Here is an 18,087-nt window from a genome sequence, read left to right on the forward strand (position 1 = left end):
ACGAAGGGAAGAACTCATGAGGATCAAGAAGGTCCTGGTCTCGGGCGTCGCAGTGCTGGCCCTCGCCGGAACTCTCGCCGCGTGTGGCGACGACAGCGACGACGACAAGAAGTCGGACGAGAACTCCAGCCAGACCACGGAGGAGAACGCGACCGAGGACGACGCGGAGCCGCCCGTCACCGAGGACGACGCCGAACCGCCCGTCACCGAGGAGGACGACGCCCCGGCGACCTCCGCGGACGGCGCGGCCACGGTGAAGGTCGACGGCGAGGAGCTTGCCGGGCTGGACACCTCCAACATCCAGTGCCTGAAGCAGGGCGGGAAGATCACCGTCGGCAGCGCCGACGCGTCCGCTGGCCTGGGCCTGGTGATGACTGACGAGGACACCCCGAAGGTGGAGTCGCTGGGCATCATGGTCGACGGCGTCACGCTCGCCGTCTCGGGCATGGCTGGCGCCGAGCTCGGTTCCGCCGACGTCGCGGTCGACGGTGACACCTACACCGTGACCGGTACGGCGCAGGGCACCGACACCGCCAAGCCCACGGAGCTCTTCGAGAAGAAGTTCGAGATCGTCGTCACCTGCAGCTGACGTCGTCGCTCCAGCGTCCCCGGTGCCCCGCGAAGGGTGCCGGGGACGTCTGCGTCTCGCGACGTGGCGGACGGCTGCGCGGTCAGTGGCGCTGGGCCGGTGCTGGGCCGCCGAGCCAGGGCCGCGCGTGCACTGAGAAGAGGTTCCAGATCAGGTAGAGCCAGAGCAGCACGAAGCCGATCTCGGCATATTCGACGATCGCTCCCGAGTCGGCGGCCGAGCCGACCGGGACCATGGCGGTGACGATGACGGCGCCCCACAATGCGACGCCGAACCGACCGGCGACCGACCGGTCGACGGGCTGCCGCGCCCGGGCCGCGCCGACGAGGGCCCGCGACAGGATGACGACGAAGGCGAGGTCGGGCAGCGACGTCGCCCACTGCAGGGCGAGGTCTGCGTCGGCGACCCAAGCCTTGGCTGCAGGCACCCACAGGACAGCGGAGGTGGCCAGGGCAACCCAGGCGGAGATGAGCAGCGCGTTGCGGGCAGGGAGGGCCAGTGCGCCGACCCCCAGATGACCAGCGCCCACCCGATCGGGTCGGGCAGGATGTCGACGCGGCCCAAGGTGTCGAGTGCGACGACCACCAATCCCATCGCGATCCGCTGCAGCGCGGTCATCGGCCGGCGTTCGGGGCGGGCCCGCTCGGCCGCGGACTCGTCGCTGCTCACGGGGCTCAGGATAGGCGCCGGCACGGGCGACTCGGCGGGGTGGTCGCTGCCGCTGACCGACCGGCAGCCACAGGTGTCGCCAAAGACCGGGCTCCACTTTGGGCGAATCTGTCCACGGTGATGTAGGTCTCATCGGCTCTAGGTTGATGGGCATCATCAACGAAACAGGAGAGACCTTGATGCGTTCCCTTCGTCATGCTGCTGTGGCCGTCGCCCTGGGCGCCAGCCTCGTCCTCTCCGCCTGTGGCGGAGGATCGTCATCGGGGGACGGCGACAAGGTGGCCGCCATCTTCTCCGGCCCCGTCACCGACGCCGACATGAACGCCATCGGCCTGCAGGCACTCGAGGCCGTGAAGAAGGACGGTGCGGACACGTCGTACGCCGAGAGCGTCGCAGTGCCCGACATCGAGGGCAAGCTCCGGCAGTACGTCTCCCAGGGTTACGGCGTGGTGTGGACGCACGGCTCCCAGTTCTACGACGCCACGGCGACGGTCGCCCGGGAGAACCCCGACGTCAACTTCATCGCCGAGTTCGACGGTGTGCCTGCCGACCAGCCCGACAACCTGTGGGTCATCGACCGCAACTTCCACACGGTCTTCTACCCCCTCGGTGTCCTGGCTGCGCACCTGAGCACGTCGGGCAAGGTCGGCTACCTGGGCGGACTCTCGCTGCCCTTCTCCTACGCCGAGGTGCACGCGCTCGAACAGGGCATCACCGATTCGGGGAAGAAGGCCAAGTTGCAGTCGGTGTGGACGGGCGACTTCAACGACACCGTCAAGGGCACCCAGTTCACCTCGCAGCTGCTCAACAGTGGCAACGACGTGGTGATCACCTCGCTCAACCTCGGTGTCGTCGGCGCCTTCGAGGCGATGAAGGACGAGCCGGTCGGCAAGACCTGGATCACGGTGAAGTACACCGACAAGTCGTCCAACGACCCCGACCACTACGCGGCCACGGTCCTCTACGACTTCTCGTTGCCGCTCCAGGAGATCCTCGCCAAGATCAAGGACGGCGAGACCAGTGGTGTCTACGTCATGGGCTTCGGCAAGGGCACCGACGTCTCCATCGGCGACACCGTGCCGGCCGAGGCGAAGCAGGCTGCCGAGGAGGCAGTGAAGGGCGTGGAGGACGGAAGCATCACCGTCAAGCTCAACCAGTCCGAAGTCAAGTGAGCTGGTGGTGATGAACGACGTACCCCGCCTGCACATGCACGAGGTCGTCAAGACCTTCGGCCCGGTGCGTGCCCTCGACGCGGTCTCCCTCGAGGTCGCCGCCCGGGAGGTGCACGGTCTGCTCGGTGGCAACGGTGCCGGGAAGACCACCTTGATGAATGTCCTCTTCGGTCTCTATGCGGCCGACTCCGGTGCGGTCCGGATCGACGGTGAGGAGGTCTCGATCAACTCACCCAAGGACGCCATCGCCCTCGGCGTCGGGATGGTGCACCAGACCTTCCTCCAGGTCGAGAACTACACCGTCGTCGAGAACGTGGTGCTGGGCACCCGCCCGGAGGGATCGCACGGCAGCGGGATGGCCGCAGCGCGCGACCGGATCGTCGAGTTGAGCCGACGCTTCGGTCTCGAGGTCGACCCGGACGCGACGATCGAGCAGCTGCCGGTGGGTGTGCGACAGCGGGTGGAGATCCTCAAGGCCCTCTATCGCGGCGCCAAGATCCTGATCCTCGACGAGCCCACCACCAACCTCACTCCGCAGGAGGTCGATGCGCTCTTCGCCTCGCTGCGGACGATGGTGGACGAGGGGATGAGCGTCATCCTGATCACCCACAAGATCCGCGAGACCCTCGCGGTGTGCGACCGGATGACCGTGATGCGTGACGGTGCCCGGGTGCAGACCCTGGAGCGGTCCGAGACCGATCAGGAGCACCTCGCTGCGGTCATGGTCGGCGAGAGCCACGGGTCGTACGACGCGGTGCAGGCCATCGTCGAGGAGACGCACGAGCGCAGGACGTTCGAGCCCGGGGTGGTCGTCACCGGGGCTGCCGTGCGCAACGACCACGGTGTGGAGCTGATCCACGACTTCGACCTCACGGTCGGGGCCGGCGAGGTCGTCGGCTTCGCCGGGGTGGCCGGCAACGGCCAGGTCGAGCTGGCCGAGGCTCTCACCGGAGTACGGCCGCCGCTGCGCGGCCAGCTGAAGGTGGGCGAGAAGCAACTCAGTGGCACCCCGACGGCGACCTGGCTCGACAGCGGTGTCGCCTACGTGCCGGAGGATCGGCACCGCGACGGGATCCTTCCCAAGCTGGGCATCACGGAGAACCTGATCCTGGGTTCCCACCGTGCCTCGCGGGCGCGGAAGGGTGGACTGATCGACTGGCGGGGAGCCAAGCAACGTGCCGAGCAGGCGATCGCGACCTTCTCGATCCGCGCCAACTCGGCGGCGACCCGGGCCGGTGACCTGTCCGGCGGAAACATCCAACGGGTGATCCTTGCTCGAGCCTTCGCGCACCGGCCCGGCTTCCTGGTGCTCCACAACCCGACGCGAGGACTCGACATCGGCTCGACCCGGTTCGTCTACGAGCAGATCCGCGCCGCGACGGACGAGGGCTGCGCGGTGCTGTTGGTCTCCGAGGACCTCGACGAGGTGCTCGCCATCTCCGATCGCGTGGTCGCGCTCTATCAAGGAGCGCAGGTGGGTGAATGGGCCAGTGGCGAGGTCGACCCCTATGAGGTCGGTCGCCGGATGACCGGACTCGGTGAGGAGGGCGCCGCATGAGCGCCACGACAGGAGTGCCGGCCCCGCCCCGGGCCGGTGTGGTGTCCAAGGTCGCCTGGGTCGTGGTGCCCTATGTGCTCTCGGTGGTGGTGGCCTTCCTCATCGGCGGCCTGCTCATCCAACTGATGGGCTACGACGCCGTCGAGGCGTTGCGGGCAGTGCTCACCAGCTCGTTCGAGAGCCGTCTGGGCATGATCGAGACCCTCCACAAGTGGGTGCCGATCGTGCTGTGTGCCTACGCGTTCGCCATCCCGTTGGCGACGGGCAAGTTCAACATCGGCGCGGAGGGGCAGATGCTGGTCGGCGCCACGGCAGGCGTCGCGATCGGCATCACCTTCTCGGACCTGCCGACCGTCGTACTCCTCCCTGCCACGCTGATCGCGGGGGTCCTCGCGGGTGCCGTCTGGGCGGGGATCGCGGCCGTGCTCCTGGTGCGGTTCAAGGTCAACGAGATCCTCAGCACGGTGCTGCTCAACTTCGTGTCGTTCAAGTTGATCGACTGGGTGGCGACCAAGGTCTGGCCGGACGCGGGAGCCGGGCACCCGGCGACGACCCCGGTCGGTGAGGGGGCCCGACTGCCTCTGATCGGTGAGGCGCCGGGCCTGCACAGCGGCGTGATCCTCGTGCTCGCGCTGGCTCTGTTCATCGCCGTGGGCATGAAGTTCACTCCGACCGGCTTCGAGATGCGCGCCGTGGGCGACAACCTGCGGGCCTCCATGGTCAACGGCGTGCGTACGACGAAGCTCGCCGGCGCGGGCCTCCTCCTGGGAGGCGCTGCCGGAGGGTTGGCCGGCGCCATCGACGTCGCTGGTGTGCACGGACGCATGCTCGAGGGGATGCAGTCCAACTTCCTGCTGCTCGGCATCATCGTCGGGCTGATGGCGCGGGGCTCGATGATCGCGCTGCCGGTGATCGCCTTCGGCATCGCGGTGCTGGAGTTCGGTGCCGGCACGATGCAACTCATGGCACAGGTGCCGGTGGAGATGATGCTCGTCATCGAGGCACTCATCCTGCTCCTGCTGCTGCTCAGTGATGTGGTCCGCGATCGGCTCAGGAGGGCTGCCGCATGAGTGATTTCCTCGTCCTCGTCGCACCGATGTGGGTGGTCTTCACCCTCGCCGCCCAAGGCACCGTGCTCAGTGGTCGCACCGGCGTCTTCAACGTGACCCAGGAGGGGGTGATGGCCCTCGGTGCGTCCGTCGGGTTCATCACCGCCTACAAGACCGGCTCCAACATGACCGGCCTGTTGATGGCCTTCCTGGCCGGAGCCGTGATCGGCCTGGTCCTGGCCTACATGACGACCCAGTTGAGGTTGGACCAGTTCGTGGTCGGGCTCGCGCTCTTCTTCGCCGCGACGGGTGCTGCCGGGTTGTTCTACCGGGAGGTCATCGGTGTCACGATGACTCCACCCAAGGTCGAGACGCTCACCAAGTTCGAGATCCCGGTGCTCAGTGACATCCCCGTCATCGGTGAGGCACTCTTCCGGCAGGACTACCTCTTCTACTTCGCCGTGGTCTTGTCGATCGTCCTCTACTGGTTCATGCAGCGCACCAGCGCAGGCCTGAACTTCCGCTCGGTGGGCGAGAACCCCAAGGCGGCCGACAGCCTCGGCGTCAACGTCACCCTGGCCCGGACCTGGTCGACTGTGGTCGGCTCGGGATTGATCGGCATCGCCGGTGCCTACTTCCCACTGCACTTCACGGGGATCTACACCGACGGGATGATTGCCGGTCGCGGATGGCTGGTCATCGCACTCGCCTTCCTCGGTGGCTGGCGACCGGCGTACGTCGTGGCAGGGGCAGCGTTCTTCGCGGCGATGGATGCGTTGGGCCAAAAGGCGCAGGTGATGGGCCTGGGCATCCCCCACCAGTTCATCGAGATGCTGCCGTTCGTGGCAACCCTGTTGGTGATGGTCTTCGCGTTCCGTTGGGCGCGACAGCCAGCGCACCTGGGGTTGAACTACGACCGGGAGTCGCGGCTGGCTGGCTGACCGCCCGCGAGCAGGGGCATCAGCCGGAGACCATCCAGCTGGTGCCCCTGGCCCGGTGCACGAGGGTCACGCACCGCCCGCCCATGAACGCGACCGCGAAGGCCAACCACACGCCGACGAGGCCGGTGGCCAGCAGCGCGAAGGGTGTGTAGACCAAGAAGACGACGCCGCCGGCCCACGCCAGATAGTTGCCGTCGCCCGCACCGATCAGCACCCCGTCGAGCACGAACACGACACCCGCGATCGGTTGGGCGAGAGCGGCAACGAGCAGCGCCGGAGCGAGCTTGTCGACCACGGCGGCGTCGTTGGTGAAGAGATGCCCGGCGACAGGGCTGGCCAGTGCCAGTGCCAGTCCGGTGACGACCCCGCACCAGATGCCCCACCACGTCATCCGGCGCGTCAGTCGTCGGGTGGAGTCGAGGTCTCCGGCGCCGAGGGCGCGCCCGGTCAGGGCTTGGGCGGCGATTGCGAGCGAGTCGAGCACGAACGCCAGGAACGACCAGAGCGCGAAGGCCAGGTTGTGGGCGGCCACCGAGGTGTCGTCGCCGCCCTGCACGACGGCGTACGTCGTCACGAGGAGCGAGGCCCGCAGGGTGAGGGTGCGGACGAGCAGGGGTACGGCGGCACGTCCGGCGGCGCGGACCCCCGGGAGGTCCGGGCTCAGCGGTGCACCCTGGCGGCGGGCGCCGCGCACGACGACCGCAACGAGGCCCAGGGCCATCAGCAGTTGGGCGAGCACCGTGCCCCAGGCGGAGCCGACCAGGCCGAGGGCGGGCAGCGGTCCCCACCCGTGCACGAGCGCGAGGTTGAAGATGATGTTGAAGAGGTTGCCCGCCGCCGCGGCGATGAGCGGCGTACGCGTGTCCAGCAGGCCGCGGAGCACGCCGGTGGTGGCCAGCACCACGAGGAGCGGGATGGTGCCGAGGAAGGCGATGCGGAGGTAGTCGGCGGCATCGGAGGTGATGGCGTCGGCGGCGCCGAAGAGCCCCACGAGATCGGAGGCGAACGTCATGCCGAGCACGGTGACGACGGTGCCGATGAGCACCGCGAGCCACACCCCGTCGATGCCCTGGGCCAGCGCGCCGCGGAGGTCGCCGGCGCCGAGCTTGCGAGCGACGGAGGCAGTGGTGCCGTAGGCGAGGAAGATGCACAGACCGATGGCCGTGGTGATCACGGATCCGGCCACGCCCAGTGCGGCGAGCTCGGTGGTGCCGAGGTGACCGATGATCGAGGCGTCGGCGAGCAGGAAGAGCGGCTCGGAGACGAGCGCCAGGAAGGCCGGGATCGCCAGGGCGAGGATCTCGCGGTCGGTGCGTCCGAGCGGGATCCAGCGGCGGCGGGAGGTCTCCGTTGCCACGTCAGGCGGAGCGCGTCAGACGCTGCACGGGGAGATCCTGGCCGGTGGTCACGGGGGAGATCCTTCCATCGCGAGACAGTTGGCGTCCACACAGGGTTGATCCGCCTTGACACGGCCTGTCGATGCGCGTTATTGGGCTGTGTACAACTCGCGCACTTCTGTGGGAACCGGACACCTGACCGGCGCCATGTCGACAAAGAAACAAGCGAACCCCGGGTGGACCACAGGTGAACGAAATTTCTTTCACCTTCTTCTTGTCCACAGGTGTGAAAACGTATATCCGCAGGTCAGGGCCGTGTTGGGGTGTGTGGGGTTCGAGATTCCACAGGGTGATCCCCAGCCAGTGCACAGCGACACGCTGCTCTTCCACCACCCGTCCACAGTTATCCACAGGTGCCTGTGGATAGGCCGCTGTCGCGTTGCGTCATCGGCAACGTACTGTCGCGCGAAGGCGGGCTCGGCAACCTCATGATCCGGGGCGATTTGCCGTGCTCGACGGCAAGTGTCGGGGTGCCCGCTACACCTGTTGGCATACCGCAGGACACGAGTGGTGAAGGAGTGGCCAGGGTGAGCGTGGACGATCACGTCGACAGTCTTCCGCCGGACTTCGAGGAGTGGGGCGATGGCCCCGCTGCCTACGAGCCGGGCGAGGCGCCACGCGAAGCCGGCGACCGCACGCCGCCGTCCGACAACGCCGCTGAGCAGAGCGTGCTCGGCGCGATGCTGCTGAGCAAGGACGCCATCGCCGACGTCAGCGAGGTCACTCGCGGCGCCGACTTCTACCGGCCCGCGCACGAGATCATCCACGATGCGATCGTCGACCTCTACGGCCGTGGCGAGCCGGCCGACCCGGTGACCGTGGCTGCCGAGCTCCAGCGGCGAGGTGAGCTGGTGAAGGTAGGCGGCGCTGCCTATCTGCACACGCTGGCCGCCAACGTGCCGATCGCCTCCAACGCGGAGTACTACGCCGAGATCGTGCGCGAGAAGGCGATCCTGCGCCGGATGGTCGGCGCCGGCACCCGGATCGCGCAGATCGGCTACGCCGGTGAGGGTGATGTCGACCTGCTCGTCGACGAGGCCCAGGCCGAGGTCTACAAGATCACCGACAAGCGGGCGGCCGAAGACTACGCACCGCTGGCCGACATCATGGAAGGCGTCCTCGACGAGATCGAGGCGATCGGCAACCGTGAAGAGGGCATCTATGGCGTGCCCACCGGCTTCGCCGACCTCGACGAGCTCACCAACGGCCTGCACGCGGGGCAGATGATCATCGTCGCCGCGCGTCCGGCCATGGGCAAATCAACGCTGGCCCTCGACCTCTGCCGCTCGGCGTCGATCCACAACAACATGGCGAGTGTCTTCTTCAGCCTCGAAATGAACAAGGCCGAGATCACGATGCGACTGCTCTCGGCCGAGGCGAAGGTGCCGCTCAACCACATCCGCAACGGCAACATGAACGACGACGACTGGGCGCGGCTGGCTCGCAAGATGGGCGAGGTCTCGTCGGCGCCGATGTTCATCGACGACAGCCCCAACATGACGATGATGGAGATCCGCTCCAAGGCCCGTCGGTTGAAGCAGAACCACGACCTCCGTCTCATCGTCATCGACTACATGCAGCTGATGTCGTCCGGCAAGAAGGTCGAGTCCCGTCAGCTCGAGGTCTCGGAGTTCTCCCGTCAGATCAAGCTGCTCGCCAAGGAACTCGAAGTCCCCGTCATCGCGCTCTCGCAACTCAACCGTGGTCCGGAGCAGCGTGCGGACAAGAAGCCGGCGGCCTCCGACCTTCGTGAAAGTGGGTCGCTTGAACAAGATGCGGACATGATCATCCTGCTGCACCGCGAAGACGTCTACGAGAAGGAATCGACCCGCCCCGGCGAGGCCGACCTGATCGTCGCCAAGCACCGCAACGGCCCCACTCGCGACATCACCGTCGCCTTCCAGGGCCACTACAGCCGCTTCGTCGACATGGCTCACTAGGGTCTCGCTCTTGACGAGCTCGCTCGATCCGGGCCGCCCCCACGCTGTTCCGTGTTGCGCACCGGGGACGGTGGGCGAACGACAACGTGATTGTTGTGTTGCCGAGCGGCAATTGGTGAGTCACTCGAGTGCCGGCTCGCGTGACTCGTCCGGGGTGGGTGCGGAAGTTGGCTCGTGGGTGAGGGTCGGCAGCCAGTGGAGCCATCGCGGCAGATACCAGTTGGCCTTGTCCAGCCACACCATCGCGGCGGGCACGAGCAGCACGCGGATCACCGCGGCGTCCAACAGCACGCCGACCGCGAGACCGAAGCCCCATTGCGACAGCTCCGGGATCCCGGCGGCCGCGAAGCCTGAGAAGACAGCCACCATGATCAGCGCTGCACCGGTGATCAGGGGGCCGGTACGGGTGACACCCTCGATCACGGCAGCCAACGTGTCGCCCGTCGCGTCGTACCGTTCCTTGACCCGAGCAAGTAGGAACACGTGGTAGTCCATCGACAGGCCGAACACGAGCGCGAAGATCATCACCGGCATGTAGGGCGAGATGCCGTCCAGGTGGGGGAACCCGAACAATGCGACTCCCCACCCCCACTGGTACGTCGCGACGACGATCCCGAACGTGGCAAGGGTGCCCAGCAGATTCAGCATGATGGCCTTCACCGGGATCACGATCGAGCGGAACATCACCAGCAGGAGCAGGAACGTGACGGTCAGGACGATCGCCACGGCGTACGGCGCGCGGCTGGTGAGCAGCTCGAGCTCGTCCATGGCGTAGGCCCGGGTGCCGCCGACAACTGCCGTCGCATCGCTCCCGGCCAGGGCCGATGGGATGAGCACGGTCCGCAATCGGTCGATGGCCTCGGTCGACTCGGAGTCGCCGGCGTCGTACAGGTCGTGGGTGTCGATGAAGGCTGTCGTCCCGCGCCAGTCCACCGTGGTGCCGGCGAAGCCGGGATCCGACTCCACCTCGGCCGCGAGGCCGTCCACGGCACTGGCATCTCCTGCGGCCCCGGTGATCACCACCATCGTGGCGGTGTCCGTCCAGCCGAACTCCTCGACGAGCACCTCGTTGGCCCGGTGCGCGACGAAGTCCTCCGGCATGTCGTCGGGTCCCGCGGTGGCCAGCTTGATGGTCAACAAGGGCGACGCTGCGATTGCGAGGACCGCGACACCCAGCACGGCCGCCAGTGCCGGGCGCGACACGACGAGGGTGGACAGCCACCGCCACCGCACGGACTCGTCACCTGGCTGCGCCTTCGATACGCGCCCCTTGTTGACGCGGTGACCCAGCAGCCCCAGCAGCGCAGGCAGGAGGAACAGCGCCGACGTCACCGACGTGACCGCCACCAGGATCACCCCGACGGCGATGCCAAGGAACATGTTCAGCGGCACGAGCAGCAACCCGCCCAGCGCCACCACGATGGTGGCACCGGAGAACAGCACGGCCCGGTTGGCCGTGGAGCCGGTCGTGGTGATGGCGTCCATCGTGCTCGCGCCGCGAGCGAGCTCCTCGCGGAAGCGTTGGACACTGAGGAGCGAGTAGTCGATGCCGAGGGCCAGGCCCAGCATCGCGACGAAGATCGTCAGCGAGTCGGAGATCGGCAGGCCAGCACTGTCCAGGGCACGGGCGACAACCGCGCCGATACCCGTGGCGGTGACGATCGACACGATCGCCACCAGCAGCGGAAGCCCCGCAGCCACGAGCGCGCCGAACACGAAGACCAGGATCACCAGTGCAGCCGCCAGGCCGAACAGCTCGCCCCTGGCCAGCTCGTCGGCAGCGAGCTCGTTGAACGCGAGCGCCGTGGACTCGGCGCCGAACACGAAGGTCTCGACGCCGTCGTGCTCCAAGGCGTCGACAGCATCCATCACTGCTTGTACGACGGCCGTGTCCGCCGTGGTCTGGAACTGCACCATCGCCGACGTACCGTTCGGCGCGACCGGCGCGCCAAGCGCGGGGGTGACGACGTCCACGACACCTCGGGTGGCCTGCAGGGCAGTCGTGACCTCGGCGATGGCGGTGTCGAATGCCGGGTCGCCGTAATGGTGTGCCGTAGAGGTGACGATCACGGACTCGTCGAAGAGTTCTTGGCCCCCGACGCTCGCGCGCAGGTCGGCGTCGAGCTCCGCGGCGCGGTCCGCCTCGGTGGTGACCAGGTTCTTTTGGGCCGACGTGACGTGCTCTCCCATGGTGCCGGCGCTGATGAAGGCGACGGCGAGCAGCGCCGCCCAGACGCCGAGGGTGAGCCATGGCCGGCGCGCTGACTGGCGGGCAATCCGCCCGGTGATCGGAATGTGCATGCTTCCACGCTCGTGGAGCGCCGGCTCGAGCACATCGGCGTCGAGGCCGGACCTTCCTCCGCCATGGGGAGGAGCGGCGTCTCGTTCTTTCGGCCGGTCCCCGGCGCCTCGGCAGTCCCTAGGCTGGGCGCGTGATCACCACCGCCGTGCGCTCGCTCTGGGACGAGCCCCGCGCCGCCGACCCACCTGAACGGGCGTGGCGCGACCGGGTGCTGGTCGGCGTGGTGATGGTGACGGCGCTGCTCGAGGGAATCCTCCGCGAGGACGTCACCTGGCGGCCGGTCGTGACGATCGTGGCGGTCGGTCTCGCACCGGTGCTGCTGTGGCGGCGTACCCATCCGTTGGTCTGTGTCGTGGTGGGCTTCGGCACCGGCACGGCATTGGGCTTGGCGAGCGAGCTGGCCGGGATCTCGGGGGTGGGCCTGCACACGATGAGCTACATCCTGGTGCTCGTCTACGCGCTGGTCCGTTGGGGTTCAGGCCGTCAGATCGTGCTCGGGCTGGCGGTGGTGCTGGTCGGTGCTGCGTTCAGCATCGCGACCGACTACACCGGGGCGACCGAGCTCTTCGGCGGGCTCGCCATCCTGGCGGCAGCTGTGGCGGGCGGAGCAGCGTTCCGCTACCGGGCCGAGAGCTGGCGTCGGGCACTCGACCAGGTCCGCAGCCAGGAACGGGTCGGCCTCGCGCGTGAGCTGCATGACTCGGTTGCCCACCATGTCTCGGCGATCACCGTGCAGGCGCAGGCTGGCCGGGCGATGGCCGGGATTCGACCGGAAGCGGCGCTCGATGCGCTTGCGGCCATCGAAGGGGAAGCGTCGCGAACACTGGCGGAGATGCGGGCGATGGTCCGGGTACTGCGCGATGGAGCACCGGCCGAGTACGCTCCGCAACTCGGCGTCGCCGACCTGATGTCCCTGGCCCGTCGCGACCCAGCCCCCGTCGTCGACGTCGAGGTGGCAGGTGATCTGGCCGGACTTGGGCCCCAGGTCGACGCGGCCGTGTATCGGATGGCGCAGGAGGCGCTGACCAATGCGCTGCGGCACGCCCGGAACGCCACGCGGGTGGAGATCAAGGTCACCGGGGGTGCAGGAAGGCTGCGACTCCGCGTGACCGACGATGGCCGGACCGACCCGGCGCGGCCAGTGACCCATGGCTTCGGGTTGCGCGGGATGACCGAGCGCGTGCAGTTGCTCGGCGGCACGCTGCACGCTGGGCCGACACCTGAGGGCGGGTGGGCGGTCGACGCCGAGCTGCCGGTGGAGGTGCCCCGATGACGGTGCGCGTGCTGGTGGCCGACGACCAAGATCTGGTGCGCACCGGCCTGTCGATGATCCTTGGCGCCCAGCCCGACATCGAGGTCGTCGGTCAGGCCGCCGACGGTCTCGCCGCCGTCGAGCTGGCGCATCAGCTTCGCCCCGACGTGTGCCTGGTCGACATTCGGATGCCCGGGTTGGACGGCATCGAGGTGACGGAGCTCCTCGCAGGGCGGGACGTCGCGGACCCGATCGCGGTGGTGGTGATCACGACGTTCGACCTGGACGAATACGTCCACGGCGCGCTTCGGGCCGGCGCGCGAGGATTCCTCCTCAAGGATGCGGGGCCAGAACTGCTGGTCCAAGCCGTCCATGCCGCCGCCGTCGGCGATGCCCTGATCGCGCCGAACATCACCCGGCGGCTGCTGGCGACCCTCGCCGCGGGGGCCTCGTCGAAACGCCGTACCCAACCGATCGTGCCGCTCACCCAACGCGAGGAGGAGGTGTTGAGACTGGTTGCCGTCGGCCGCACGAACGTCGAGATCGCCGCCGAGCTGTTCATCAGCTTGACGACGGCCAAGACCCACGTCGCGAGCCTGCTGACCAAGATCGGCGCCCGGAACAGGGTGGAGATCGCGATGTGGGCCTACGACACCGGCCGGGTGGGGCACTGAACCGTCGCACTCTGACGATGGACCGGGCCGTGATCCGCAGGCCGCCGTCCCGCCGCGAACGTGCACGTTGGCGCTCCCGGTGAACGGACAAGCCCGTCCTGGCAACGGCGGTTTGCCTAGCGTGGCGGGACATCCTGAAGGAGGACCACGTGGAGACCAAACCCGTTCGCCGCAGCGCCCGACCGTTGACCGCAGCCGAGGTGTCCACCTGGAATGACGAGGCCGACGTGGTCGTCGTCGGGTTCGGCGTCGCCGGCGCTGCTGCGGCCGCTGGAGCCGCGGCCTCCGGGGCTTCGGTCCTCGCCGTCGAACGGACGTCGGGTTGGGGCGGCGCAGCGGCGATGGCTGGCGGCTTCATCTACCTGGGCGGTGGCACCGCGCTGCAGAAGGCCTGCGGGTTCGAGGACTCGCCCGACGACATGTATGCCTTCATGAAGGCTGCCTTCGGCACCGGGACCAACGACGAGAAGTTGGCGATCTATGCCGAGCGCAGTGTCGAGCACTTCGACTGGTTGGTCTCGTGCGGAGTGCCGTTCCGGGCCAAGTTCTTCGACCAGCCCGGCTGGGAGCCGGCCGCCGACGAGGGACTCATGTATTGCGGTGGTGAGAACGCCCATCCCTTCGCGGAGACGATCCGCCCGGCGCCGCGCGGTCACCTACCGCAGATGGCGGACAAGCGAACCGGCGAACGCGGGGGCGGCTACATGCTCGTGAAACCGCTGGTCGACACCGCGCTCGCCTCCGGCGTACGCCTCCGGACCGACTCGCGCTTCGAGCGCCTGGTGATCGACGCCGACGGAAGCGTCTGCGGGATCGTCGTGACGACGTACGGCGAGAAGGTGGCGATCCGCGCCCGCCGCGGTGTCGTGCTCGCCAGTGGCAGCTTCGCCTACAACGCGGAGCTCGTCGAGCAGCACGTCCCGGCGCTCTCCGGCCGGCCCGGTTCGGCCATCGAGGAGCACGACGGCCAGGCGATGCGTGCGGCGCAGTGGGTGGGCGCGGACGTCGCCCACATGGACAACTGCGAGGTCGCGATCCACGCGGACCCCGGACTGATGGCGCGAAGCCTGGTCGTCAACGGCCTCGGGCAGCGGTTCATCAACGAGGACACCTACCCCGGGCGGATCGGCGTCGCCACCGCCCTGCAGCAGCGCAACCAGGCATTGATCGTGGCCGATCAGCGTGCGGTCGACGAGGCGGTCGCCGCCCCCAAGGGGACCCGGATGATCCCGCCGCCGAACTGGGTCTCCGACGATGTCGCCGAGCTCGAGGCCGAGGCCGGACTCCCTCAGGGCTCCCTCGCTGCCACGCTCGATGCATACAACCGGAGCGCGGCAGCCGGCGCAGATCCGCTCTTCCACAAGGCTGCGCAGTGGTTGCGGCCACTCGAGGGTCCGATCGGGATCTTCGACGTACGGGGCCAGACCTCCGGCTTTCCTTTGGGCGGACTGCGTACGTCGGTCGACGGTGCCGTCCTCGACGTCGACGGTGACGCCATCCCGGGCCTCTACGCGGCCGGCCGTACGACGCTCGGCATCGCCGCCTCGAACTATGCGAGCGGTTGCTCGCTCGGCGACGGGAGCTTCTTCGGTCGTCGTGCGGGACGGGCTGCCGCGGCGGTGTGAACCCCTCCTACTGCTCGCGCAGCTGCCGCAGCCGGGGAAGGTTGGCCAAGGGACACCAGGCGCCGAGCCGCGGATGGTCGATGGTCACCCCCACGACACCGTGCTCGCCGAACGACATCACCCAGTCGAGGGCTGCTGGCAGCGGCACGGCAAGCAGCGGAACAGGGTCGCCGTCAGGGACGAGGCCGCTGGCGTACGCTGCCGCCTTCGCGCGGGTCGCGCTGCTGTAGACGCACAGCATCGCGCCCGGCTGACCGGCGAGTGAGTAGGGTCGCGGGGCCTCGGGCGTGCCGCGGTTGATGATCACCCAGTGGTCGAGGGCAGTCACCGCGGTCCAGAGCTCGACCTGGGGATCGGTGTCGCCGGGGGCAGCTCGGCAGGCATCGTTGAGCCGGTCGAGCTCGGCCAGCACGTCGGGGTGGGGGTCGAGTGGGTCGCTCGTCGAGGCACTGCTCTCGTCTTCGCGCCGTACGGGGCGGGGGTCGCGACCGCCGAACGCCGCCACCCGATCCCAGACCCAGTCCGCGAGGCTGCGCGCGAAGTGCTGGTCATCGGCGCCTGAGCGGCGGATCACGAGCGGCCCGGGTGCCGTGGCGATGACGTAGCCACCCGCGTCGTCGGTCATCAGCTGCGTGTAGGCATCGCTGAGGACCACTTCCTCCCATTCGGGATGGGACTCGGGATTCGCTTCGATCTCCTGATCCATTGCCCCGACCTCGGCGGCGGACATCAGCCGGAAGTCGCCATCAACCCCCAGGCGGAGCCGGTGCCCGGCCGCTGCCCGTCGTGCCAAGCAGCGATCTGCTGGTCCCCTGGAGAGTTCTGCGCGGTCTCGTCGTCGGCGGGAGGACGTAGGGCTGCCCGGAGGTCCGCCGGCATCACCTGCTCCAACGCATCCAGTGCCGAGGCCAGATCAATGCCGAGTTGCTCATCACGCTGCTGGTTCCAGTACTGCTTGAGGATGCCGGCGTCGTGCACCTGGTCCATCGACAAGCCGTTCTCGTCGATCGTCGTTCGCATGGTGCGGATCATCGTGAGGGCGATCTCCGGCAGGGCCTCGGTCGGGTTCAATCGCAGCATCCGCAGGCACAGCTCCTCCGCATCGTCGAAGCGCCCCTGGTGCAGATAGGCCCAGGTCAGCGGCACTCCGACGAACTCGTCCGAGGGGTCGGCGCGCATGGCCTCCTCGGCAGCCGGGATGAAGCGCTCCGGCGGCGCATAGCTCTGGAGCAGGAAGATGGCCCGTCGTACGAGCGCCGAAGGCAGGTCGTCCGCTTCGGAGCGCGCGCAGTGCTCGACCGCGTCGTCGAGCGTCTTCCACCCGAACTCGAAGTCGCCCGCGAGGGCGGCGATGGCACCGAACTCCATCCAGTCGAGCCAGTATTCCTGGTCCTCGCGCAGGACGATCTCAGCCCAGCGCCGTGCCTCGGCATGGTGGTGCTCGTCCTGCTCGAGATCACGCAACTGGCGGGCGGCGTTCACGAACTGCCGGTCGCGCCGGCCGATCACGTCGAGCAGGATCTCGCGCGCCGCGTCCGGCTCGCCGCTCGCCTTGCTGTGCATCGCGAGCAGGATGCGCATCCCGCTTCGCCTGGGGTCCTGGGCCAGCACTCGATGCGCGATCTTGGCGATCTCGGGGTGGGTGGGCTGGACCTCGAACAGCTCCCACGCCATGTCGGAGTCCCTCTGGACGAGGTCGACGCCTTCGTCGCTACTCATCGCATGCCGCGCTTCACACGGTAGGCACGCAACTGGTCGAACGTGCCGTCGTCGGCGCCGTACTCCAGCACCGGTGCCACCTGGTCGAACCACGACGTGGTCGACGGGCTGACTCCGCTCGCGACGGTGAGCAGCGACTCGGTCGTGACCGGTACGACGGAGCCTGCCGCCATCGACTCCGACAGGGCCGACTGCAGGGCCACCTTCACCACGTGCGCGATGTCGGCGCCTGAGAAGCCCTCGGTTGCCCCGGCGACCCGAGCGAGGTCGACGCCGTCGACCGGCTTGCCGTCGAGGTCGCCCCCGAGGATCGCGGCGCGGGCGACCGAGTCGGGTGGCAGCACGAGGACGGTCTTGTCGATTCGACCCGGACGCCGGAGCGCGGGATCGATGTCCCACGGGCGGTTCGTCGCGGCCAGGAAGTAGACGCCGTCGTTCGCGCTCGACACACCGTCGAGCTCCTCGAGCAGCTGGGTCACGATCATCCGCATCGACTGCGATCCGCCACCGCCGGAGGTACGCCGTCCGCCGAGCGCGTCGAACTCGTCGAAGAAGATCACGCAGGGCGCGGACGCGCGCGCGTCGCGGAATACGGCCTGGATCGCCCTCTCGCTGTCACCGATCCACTTGCTGATCAGGTCGGCCAGGGCGACGTGGATGAAGGATGCCCCCAGGTCGCCGGCGATCGCCCGGGCGATGAAGGTCTTGCCGCACCCGGGCGGGCCGTACATCAGCAGGGAGCCACCGGGCTTCTGACCGAACGCCGCCGCCATCTCGGGATTGCGCAGCGGGGCGAGGAACGTCTCGTCGAGATGCTTCTTGACCTCGGCGAGTCCGGCGACGTCAGCCAGGGTCACGGCCGGACGTTCGGCGTCCCACAGGCCGGGCGCAGCATCCTCGTGCTCGACGTCGGCCACGGAGGGCGTCGGGATCGGTGCCGGTGCGCTCGGCGTTGCCGGCTCGCTGGGCGGCGCCGTCGTTCCTCGGAGTCGCGCGGCCATCACACGAGCGCGCAGCACGCGCACGCGGGCAGGGTCGCCGCCCATGGCCTCGAAGGTGGTCAGCTCGGCAGCGGCGCGGTCCGGGTCTGCCTCCAGCAGCAGGGTGATGAAGTCCTCGCGCAGCGCGAGGTTCTGTGGGTCGTGGCTCACCTCGGTCTCGATCACTTCGAGGAAGTCGTTGTCTGCCATCTGCTGTCCT

General features: G+C 68.5%; 15 protein-coding genes. 9 read left to right on the forward strand and 6 right to left on the reverse strand.

The features are described 5' to 3' along the window. Window positions 1-16 precede the first annotated feature (16 nt). Complete coding sequence (locus tag L1066_RS04775; RefSeq protein ID WP_235735215.1) at window positions 17-589, forward strand: lipoprotein LpqH; 573 nt, start codon at window positions 17-19, stop codon at window positions 587-589. Window positions 590-671: 82 nt separating this feature from the next. Here L1066_RS04775 and L1066_RS04780 read toward each other — a convergent pair whose 3' ends face one another. Further along, window positions 672-1,118: a hypothetical protein gene (locus L1066_RS04780; protein ID WP_235735216.1), complete on the reverse strand. Its 447-nt coding sequence runs from the start codon at window positions 1,116-1,118 to the stop codon at window positions 672-674. A 319-nt stretch (window positions 1,119-1,437) separates the two neighbouring features. Between L1066_RS04780 and L1066_RS04785 the strand changes: the two genes are divergently transcribed. Genes L1066_RS04785 through L1066_RS04800 form a run of 4 tightly spaced genes read left to right on the forward strand, consistent with a single transcriptional unit; the run spans window position 1,438 to window position 5,978 of the window. Next, a complete protein-coding gene (locus L1066_RS04785; RefSeq protein WP_235735217.1) occupies window positions 1,438-2,430 on the forward strand; it encodes a BMP family protein in 993 nt (330 codons plus the stop codon). A gap of 10 nt (window positions 2,431-2,440) precedes the next feature. Next, on the forward strand, window positions 2,441-3,988 hold the full coding sequence (locus tag L1066_RS04790; protein WP_235735218.1) for an ABC transporter ATP-binding protein: 1,548 nt from the start codon (window positions 2,441-2,443) through the stop codon (window positions 3,986-3,988). Further along, window positions 3,985-5,058, forward strand: a complete 1,074-nt coding sequence (locus tag L1066_RS04795) for an ABC transporter permease (RefSeq protein WP_235735219.1) — start codon at window positions 3,985-3,987, stop codon at window positions 5,056-5,058. The genes L1066_RS04790 and L1066_RS04795 overlap by 4 nt, the downstream gene beginning before the upstream one ends. Next, complete coding sequence (locus L1066_RS04800; RefSeq protein WP_235735220.1) at window positions 5,055-5,978, forward strand: ABC transporter permease; 924 nt, start codon at window positions 5,055-5,057, stop codon at window positions 5,976-5,978. Before L1066_RS04795 ends, L1066_RS04800 begins: the two co-directional genes overlap by 4 nt. 19 nt (window positions 5,979-5,997) lie before the next feature. On the opposite strand, the gene L1066_RS04805 is transcribed toward L1066_RS04800, so the two are convergent. Continuing rightward, window positions 5,998-7,335, reverse strand: coding sequence for an MATE family efflux transporter (locus L1066_RS04805; RefSeq protein WP_235735221.1), 1,338 nt, complete (start codon window positions 7,333-7,335; stop codon window positions 5,998-6,000). A gap of 567 nt (window positions 7,336-7,902) precedes the next feature. On the opposite strand from L1066_RS04805, the gene dnaB reads away from it, so the two are divergent. Beyond that, window positions 7,903-9,315 (forward strand): replicative DNA helicase, encoded by a 1,413-nt coding sequence (gene dnaB / locus L1066_RS04810; protein WP_235735222.1) that lies wholly within the window; start codon window positions 7,903-7,905, stop codon window positions 9,313-9,315. Window positions 9,316-9,435: 120 nt separating this feature from the next. Here the strand turns inward: dnaB and L1066_RS04815 are convergent, their stop codons facing one another. Next, the gene (locus L1066_RS04815; protein WP_235735223.1) at window positions 9,436-11,616 is read right to left on the reverse strand and encodes an MMPL family transporter; all 2,181 of its coding nucleotides are present in this window, start codon (window positions 11,614-11,616) and stop codon (window positions 9,436-9,438) included. A 131-nt stretch (window positions 11,617-11,747) separates the two neighbouring features. Between L1066_RS04815 and L1066_RS04820 the strand changes: the two genes are divergently transcribed. From L1066_RS04820 to L1066_RS04830, 3 genes are all read left to right on the forward strand, one after another. Then, on the forward strand, window positions 11,748-12,890 hold the full coding sequence (locus L1066_RS04820) for a sensor histidine kinase (RefSeq protein ID WP_235735224.1): 1,143 nt from the start codon (window positions 11,748-11,750) through the stop codon (window positions 12,888-12,890). Then, on the forward strand, window positions 12,887-13,543 hold the full coding sequence (locus tag L1066_RS04825) for a response regulator (RefSeq protein WP_235735225.1): 657 nt from the start codon (window positions 12,887-12,889) through the stop codon (window positions 13,541-13,543). Before L1066_RS04820 ends, L1066_RS04825 begins: the two co-directional genes overlap by 4 nt. A gap of 149 nt (window positions 13,544-13,692) precedes the next feature. Further along, window positions 13,693-15,168 carry an FAD-dependent oxidoreductase gene (locus tag L1066_RS04830; protein WP_235735226.1) on the forward strand — a complete coding sequence of 492 codons (1,476 nt, stop codon included), beginning with the start codon at window positions 13,693-13,695 and terminating at the stop codon, window positions 15,166-15,168. A 7-nt stretch (window positions 15,169-15,175) separates the two neighbouring features. Here the strand turns inward: L1066_RS04830 and L1066_RS04835 are convergent, their stop codons facing one another. From L1066_RS04835 to L1066_RS04845, 3 genes are read right to left on the reverse strand one after another with little or no spacing between them, the layout of a single operon-like run. Beyond that, window positions 15,176-15,874, reverse strand: a complete 699-nt coding sequence (locus L1066_RS04835; protein WP_235735227.1) for a hypothetical protein — start codon at window positions 15,872-15,874, stop codon at window positions 15,176-15,178. A gap of 23 nt (window positions 15,875-15,897) precedes the next feature. Next, entirely contained in the window at window positions 15,898-16,887 is a 990-nt protein-coding gene (locus L1066_RS04840; protein WP_235735228.1) for a tetratricopeptide repeat protein, read from the reverse strand. Then, window positions 16,884-18,077, reverse strand: coding sequence for an ATP-binding protein (locus tag L1066_RS04845; protein ID WP_235735229.1), 1,194 nt, complete (start codon window positions 18,075-18,077; stop codon window positions 16,884-16,886). The genes L1066_RS04840 and L1066_RS04845 overlap by 4 nt, the downstream gene beginning before the upstream one ends. Between the last annotated feature and the right edge of the window lie 10 nt (window positions 18,078-18,087).

Origin of the sequence: Nocardioides alcanivorans, assembly GCF_021555175.1 — a bacterium.
GTDB classification, from domain to species: Bacteria; Actinomycetota; Actinomycetes; order Propionibacteriales; family Nocardioidaceae; genus Nocardioides; species Nocardioides alcanivorans.